The organism is Arthrobacter sp. 10T413_2 (genome assembly GCF_056394205.1).
In genome coordinates, this window is record NZ_JBFTHK010000016.1 from 40,006 (window position 1) to 46,373 (window position 6,368).

At 65.5% G+C, this 6,368-nt stretch carries 5 protein-coding genes and 1 riboswitch; of the genes, 3 read left to right on the top strand and 2 right to left on the bottom strand.

The window, feature by feature from the left end; translation table 11 throughout:
- Positions 1–12 precede the first annotated feature (12 nt).
- Both manD and AC1DBQ_RS04900 read left to right on the top strand, forming a co-directional pair.
- Positions 13–1,242: a D-mannonate dehydratase ManD gene (gene manD / locus AC1DBQ_RS04895; RefSeq protein WP_476927432.1), complete on the top strand. Its 1,230-nt coding sequence runs from the start codon at positions 13–15 to the stop codon at positions 1,240–1,242.
- Between the two features lie 7 nt (positions 1,243–1,249).
- Entirely contained in the window at positions 1,250–3,529 is a 2,280-nt protein-coding gene (locus AC1DBQ_RS04900; RefSeq protein ID WP_476927433.1) for a gluconokinase, GntK/IdnK-type, read from the top strand.
- Positions 3,530–3,630: 101 nt separating this feature from the next.
- Here AC1DBQ_RS04900 and AC1DBQ_RS04905 read toward each other — a convergent pair whose 3' ends face one another.
- Positions 3,631–3,762 (bottom strand): hypothetical protein, encoded by a 132-nt coding sequence (locus AC1DBQ_RS04905; protein ID WP_476927434.1) that lies wholly within the window; start codon positions 3,760–3,762, stop codon positions 3,631–3,633.
- Positions 3,763–4,140: 378 nt separating this feature from the next.
- A complete protein-coding gene (locus AC1DBQ_RS04910; protein ID WP_476927435.1) occupies positions 4,141–4,326 on the bottom strand; it encodes a hypothetical protein in 186 nt (61 codons plus the stop codon).
- A 260-nt stretch (positions 4,327–4,586) separates the two neighbouring features.
- On the opposite strand from AC1DBQ_RS04910, the gene AC1DBQ_RS04915 reads away from it, so the two are divergent.
- Entirely contained in the window at positions 4,587–5,840 is a 1,254-nt protein-coding gene (locus AC1DBQ_RS04915) for an FAD-dependent oxidoreductase (RefSeq protein ID WP_476927436.1), read from the top strand.
- A gap of 168 nt (positions 5,841–6,008) precedes the next feature.
- A riboswitch (glycine riboswitch) is annotated at positions 6,009–6,106 on the top strand.
- The last annotated feature ends 262 nt before the right edge of the window (positions 6,107–6,368 follow it).

Genomic DNA, 6,368 nt, shown 5'->3' on the forward strand with positions numbered 1-6,368 from the left:
TAAGGACCTGTTGTGAAAATCATTGCCGCTGAAGTCTYCGTGACCAGCCCMTCCCGGAACTTCGTGACCTTGCGGATCACCACGGAGGACGGGGTGACCGGCATCGGCGACGCGACGCTCAACGGCCGCGAGCTTGCCGTGGCCGCGTACCTGAAGGAGCACGTCGCGCAGCTGCTGATCGGCAAGGACCCGCACCGGATCGAGGACACCTGGCAGTTCCTGTACCGGAGCTCCTACTGGCGCCGCGGGCCGGTCACCATGGCCGCGATCGCCGCCGTCGACATGGCCCTGTGGGACATCAAGGGCAAGCTGGCCGGGATGCCGGTCTACCAGCTGCTGGGCGGGKCGTCCCGGAACGGGCTGCGCGCCTACGGCCACGCCTCCGGCGCGGACATCCCCTCGCTCTTCGACTCGGTCCGGGAGCACCTGGAGCTCGGGTACAAGTCCATCCGGATCCAGACCGCGATCCCCGGGATCAAGGCTGTCTACGGGGTCGCCGCGCAGGCCCAGGCCTCGGGGGAGCGGTATGACTACGAGCCCGCCGGCCGCGGCGCGTTMCCGCAGGAGGAGGACTGGGACACCCGCGCCTACCTGCGCCACCTGCCGACCGTGTTCGAGGCCGTGCGCAACGAGTTCGGCCCGGAAATCCCGCTGCTGCACGACGGGCACCACCGGATGACCCCGATCCAGGCCGCCAAGCTCGGCAAGGCCCTGGAGCCCTATGACCTGTTCTGGCTCGAGGACTGCACCCCGGCCGAGAACCAGGAAGCGCTGCGCCTGGTCCGCCAGCACACCACCACCCCGCTGGCGATCGGGGAAATCTTCAACACCGTGTACGACTACCAGACCATCATCAAGGAACAGCTGATCGACTACGTGCGGGCCGCGTCCACGCACTTCGGCGGGATCTCGCCGCTGAAGAAGGTTATGGACTTCGCCGCGCAGTACCAGATCAAGTCCGGCTTCCACGGCCCCACCGACATCTCCCCGGTTGGGTTCGCCGCGCAGCTGCACGTCGGGCTGGCCATCCACAATTACGGCATCCAGGAATACATGCAGCACTCGGACAAGACCAACGAGGTCTTCGAGCAGTCCATGACGTTCGTGGACGGCTACCTGCACCCGGGCGACAAGCCCGGCATCGGCGTCGAATTCAACGAAGAGGCCGCCGCCGCGTTCCCGTACCAGCAGGCCTACCTGCCCTACAACCGTCTCGTCKACGGCACCGTTCATGACTGGTGATCGGGCCATGACTAGTGAGCTGAACCCCGCCGGTTCCGCCCCCCGCCACATTGTGGTGATGGGCGTGACCAGTTGCGGCAAGAGCACCATCGGTACCGCCATCGCTGACCGGCTTGGAGCCGAATTCCTCGACGGCGACTCGCTGCACCCGCAGTCCAACATCGACAAGATGGCCTCGGGCACCCCGCTGGACGACGCCGACCGGGCACCGTGGCTGGCCGAGGTCGGCAGGCGCTTCGCGGCGTCAGATTCCGGCTTGGTCATCGCGTGCAGCGCGCTCAAACGCGCCTACCGCGACATCATCCGCCACGGCGACTCCTCCGTGGTGTTCGTGCACCTGCACGGAACCCGGGAACTGCTCGGCAGCCGCATGGCCGCACGCCCGGGCCACTTCATGCCGCTCTCATTGCTGGACTCCCAACTGGAAACCCTCGAAGAACTCCAACCCGACGAAGCGAGTGTAGTAGTGGACATCGCCCTGCCAGTGCAGCAGATCGTTGACAAAGCTGTAGCGGGCCTTGGCGGCCGGCAGGTCGATGCCACCCGGTTCCTTGTGGACCTGAAGGCTGCTCCGTTCAACCTCGACGCCGCCGCCGTCGCGTGGGTGGACTCGACCATCGGCTCGATGTCGCTCGAGGAAAAGATCGGGCAGCTGTTCATCAACCACAACAACGACTACTCCCCGGAATACCTCGACGGTGTCCTGGAGCAGTATCACGTGGGCGGCATGCGCTACCGGCCCGGTCCCGCCGCCGCCGTGCAGGAACACATCCGCTACGCGCAGTCCAAGACCCGCATCCCGCTGCTGGTGGCCTCCAACCCGGAAATGGGGGGAGCMGGAAGCTGCGACGACGGAACGTTCGTGTCGACGCACCTGCAGGCCGGCTCACATCCGGACAAGGGCATCGCCCGGCAAATGGGCCAGGTAGCCGGCGTCGAAACAGCGGCGCTGGGCTGCAACTGGGCCTTCGCGCCGATCGTGGACATCCACTACAACTGGCGCAACACCGTCATCTCCACCCGCGCCTTCGGCAACACCCCGGAGATCGTGGTGGAACGGGCCAAGGAATACTTCGACGGCATCAGCGAATCGCCCACTGCGTGCGCCATGAAGCACTTCCCGGGTGATGGTCTGGACGAACGGGACCAGCACGTGGTCACGTCCTACAACACCTTCGGCTACGAGGAGTGGAACCGTACCTACGGGCACGTGTACCGGGAGATGATCGGACACGGGGTGCAGTCGATCATGGTCGGCCACATCGGTGCGCCGGACTTGTCACGGCATTTCCACCCCGGGCTGGCGGCGGAGGACATCCTGCCCGCGACCCTGGCGCCGGAGCTCCTGCAGGACCTTCTCCGCGGCGAGCTCGGCTTCAACGGGCTCGTCCTCACCGACGCGTCCCAGATGATCGGCCTCACCCAGGCCATGAAGCGCAGCGAGCTCGTCCCTGCCACCATTGCCGCCGGGTGCGACATGTTCCTGTTCTTCCGGAACCCGGCCGAGGACTTCGGGTACATGCTCGAAGGGTACAAGTCCGGGGTCATCACGGAAGCGCGGCTGCAGGACGCCCTGCGCCGGATTCTGGGACTGAAGGCCTCGCTCGGCCTGCACAAGGCCGCGCGGGAAACCCTCGTCCCGCCGGTCGAAGCGCTGCAGCTGATTGGGAGTGCGGCCCACCGGGCGATTGCCGCGGAGATCGCCGACAAAACCGTGACCCTGGTCAAGGACACGGCCGGCAACCTGCCCATCACGCCCCGGACGCACAAACGCATCCGCCTCTACGGCATTTCGGGCGGCGCGGACTTCACCCGTGCCGACCCGCTGGTCTACCTGGACGTGGTCCGCGACKAGCTCGAAAAAGCCGGCTTTGAAGTCCATGTCTTCAAGACGGCCGAGCAGCGCCAGATTGCCGGCKAGACCGGGGTGAACTTCATGTCCGTCATCTCCGAGGAAGCCACGGGGGATTATGCGCAGAAGTACGACGCCGCGTTCGTGTTCGCCAACGTGAAAGGCTTCGCCCAGGAGGCGGCCATCCGGATCAAGTGGTCAACGCCCATGGCGGCCGAGATCCCCTGGTACGCCACCGAGGTCCCCACGGTGTTCGTCTCGCTCAGTCAGCCCAACCACCTCATTGACGTGCCGATGGTGAAGACGGCCATCCACGCCCACGCGGGCACGCAGGAGGCCATCMGGGCTGCCATCGAGAAAATCCAGGGCAAATCGGAGTTCCAGGGCACGTTCAACGAGAACGTCTTCTGCGACTCCTTCGACACCCGCCTCTGAGCCCTTTTGCCTAGGATTCTAGAGGATTTAGAGCAGGCTCCCTGCCGACTGAATGGCACCAGTCCGCAGGGAGCCCGTAATATCCCGTTCGCCTACGTGCCCTAGGCGTCGTAGCTGGCCGAGTGCTCCTGCGCATCGTTGCGGGCTGCCGCGAGTTCTCTCCGGTAGTCCGCAACGGTCAGGACGCCGTTGACATCCAACACACTCTGGATCCGCTCGATAAGCGCCGGCATTTCGTAGTGCTCAACGACCCGATCGTGTCGGTCATCCAAATGTGTGAGTTTCTCAGCCACGTTCCCCCCAAAGAATGCTGCTCCGCACTCCATGTGCGGTGCCGTGAGTCTACACGCAATATTTCCGCAGTTTTCCCGCACCCATGACACCCCCACGCCGCCGTGGAGGAGCGCGTGGGCACCACACCGGCGGCGCCATGAGCGATGCTGTCATCATCACCCTGATTACGACCCTGGGCACTGTACTCACGGCTGTCCTCCCCCGAACACTTCCTGGAGCCGGAATAGGCCCCGGCCGCCCTCGCGGGTAAAGAAAAGCCCCGGACCCATGACAGGCGCCGGGGCAGTTCCTACGCGCGGAGGCTGTCTATCGGCCCGTTAGTCGTCGCAGTTCTGCAAGACCCAGTGCTGAGCCCGCCAGATGACGTTGTAGAGGTTGTACGGCGCGACATCAAACGTGTCCCACTTCTGGCCAACGCGGGCGGTCCAGTCGGGAATTTCGCCGCAGCAGACGCGGTGTCCGAAAACATAGAACAGGGCAATAGGCAAAGCGCGCTTCATCATGGAATGCCTTCTATTGTCGCCGGCCCCCGAATGGGGCTAGCGTCGCCACGCGCTCATAGCGTCATCGCGGACACTTCCGCCAGGGTGGCTGCGATTTCACGTTGTTGACCCGCCTCTGAGCCCTCCTGCCGGGCCGCCGCTGCGGTTTCGGACCGGCGCTACGTGGATCCCCGTAGCGCCGGTCTGAAGCCGTAGCGCACACCAAAAACCGACGCGAAAACCACTCCCGCGGCGCCCTTCGCAGGCGTAGCGTGGGGGCCATGGAGAAGACCGGATGCGCGGTGGTGGGCGGCGGACCTGCGGGGATGATGCTGGGCCTGCTCCTGGCCCGGGCCGGGGTGCGGGTCACGGTGTTGGAGAAGCATGCGGACTTCCTGCGGGATTTCCGCGGCGACACGGTGCACCCCTCCACCATCCGGCTGATTGACGAACTCGGCCTCGGCCAGGAATTCCGCCGGCTGCCGCAGAGCCGCCTGAAGAATGTCGCTTTTCCGGTCCCCGGCGGGCCGCCCGTGACCATGGGTGATTTTGATGCCCTGCCGCCGCCGTACAACTACATCGCCATGATGCCGCAATGGGATTTCCTGAATTTCCTCGGCGCCGCCGCGGCMGAGGAGCCGGGGTTCACCCTGCTGATGAGCCATACCGCCACCGGGCTGGTCCGCAACGGGGGGCGTGTCCGCGGAGTCCGCTTCCGGACCCCGGACGGCACTCCGGGCGAACTCCTGGCGGACCTGGTCGTCGCGACGGACGGCCGCCATTCCGTGCTGCGAACCGAGGCCGGCCTGGCGCCGAAGGAGTTTCCGGTGCCTTTCGACACCTGGTGGTTCCGGTTGCCCCGGAATCCTTCCGAAGCGGGCGAGGTGGCCGGGCTCGTGCCGGCGTTCGGACCCGGCGAGGCGCTGTTGGCCTTGTTCCGCGATGACTACTACCAAATGGGCTACCTCGCCGCGAAAGGCACCGACGMCCGGATCCGTGCCGAAGGCGTCGAGGGATTCCGACGCCGGGTCGCGGCGCTGCGCCCGGACCTCGCCGACCGCGTTGACGCCATCCGTTCCCTCGATGACCTCCACTGGCTGGACGTGCGCCTGAACCGGCTGCACCGGTGGTACATCAACGGCATGCTCTGCATCGGCGACGCCGCGCATGCCATGTCCCCGGCCGGCGGCGTCGGAATCAACCTCGCGATCCAGGACGCCGCGGCCGCCGCCGAGTCCCTTGCCCCCGCACTGCTCCGGGGCCATGTGACCACGGCAGACCTCAAGAAAGTCGAACGACGGCGCCGGTTGCCCACTGTCATTGTGCAGACCGCCCAGAGGGTGATGCAGCGGGCAATCTTCGGCCCGATCATGTCCGGGAAGCGGACAAAAGTTCCAGCCGCGGCGCTCTTCGTGGCCCGGCGCGTTCCGGCGGTCCGCACCATCATTCCCCGGTTTATTGCCTTTGGTCCGCGGCCCGAGCATGCCCCGGCCTTCGCCCGGCGCGCCGAACCACGACCGCAGCCGCAGCCCTAGCTGCGCTTGGCGGTCTGCTGCAACACTGGGCGCTTCACCGCCATCCCATACTGGCGCGCGGGACGCCGGCCGGGCGAGGAAATATGTGACTCACATGACGTAACTTTTGCGTGCCGTCMAGTCAGGGGCTACCGTGTGATCAGTATCACGACAAGTCATACATGCTTTTGATCTGCGGCGGGAGAGTCCTGCCGGTACGTTCAGCAGGCGCCGTAGGAGCAAATCCTCCCCAGGAATCTCTCAGGCCCACGTACCGCCGCGGCGAGGCAACTCTGGAAAGCAGTCCGGTCCCGGACTCACCGACGGTGCAAGCGGCACCCTGTAACAGCAGGGTCTGCGGAAACTCTCAGGTCCAATACAGAGCGGGGAGGAACCCGAATCATCGTGGCACCCAAAGTGCCACCTGAATTATGGAGTTCCTTCATGGCCATTCAGTCGTCCTCTCCCACCTTTCCAGATGGCCGGAAATTGCTGCGCATTGAGCAGCGCAATGCGGCCACACCGGTGGAGCGTAAGCCGGATTGGATC

Excerpts from the sequence above, each read along its gene's own strand:
- AC1DBQ_RS04910 (WP_476927435.1), bottom strand. The coding sequence starts at position 4,326 with ATGATGAAGCGCGCTTTGCCTATTGCCCTGTTCTATGTTTTCGGACAC.
- AC1DBQ_RS04905 (WP_476927434.1), bottom strand. The coding sequence starts at position 3,762 with ATGCCGGCGCTTATCGAGCGGATCCAGAGTGTGTTGGATGTCAACGGC.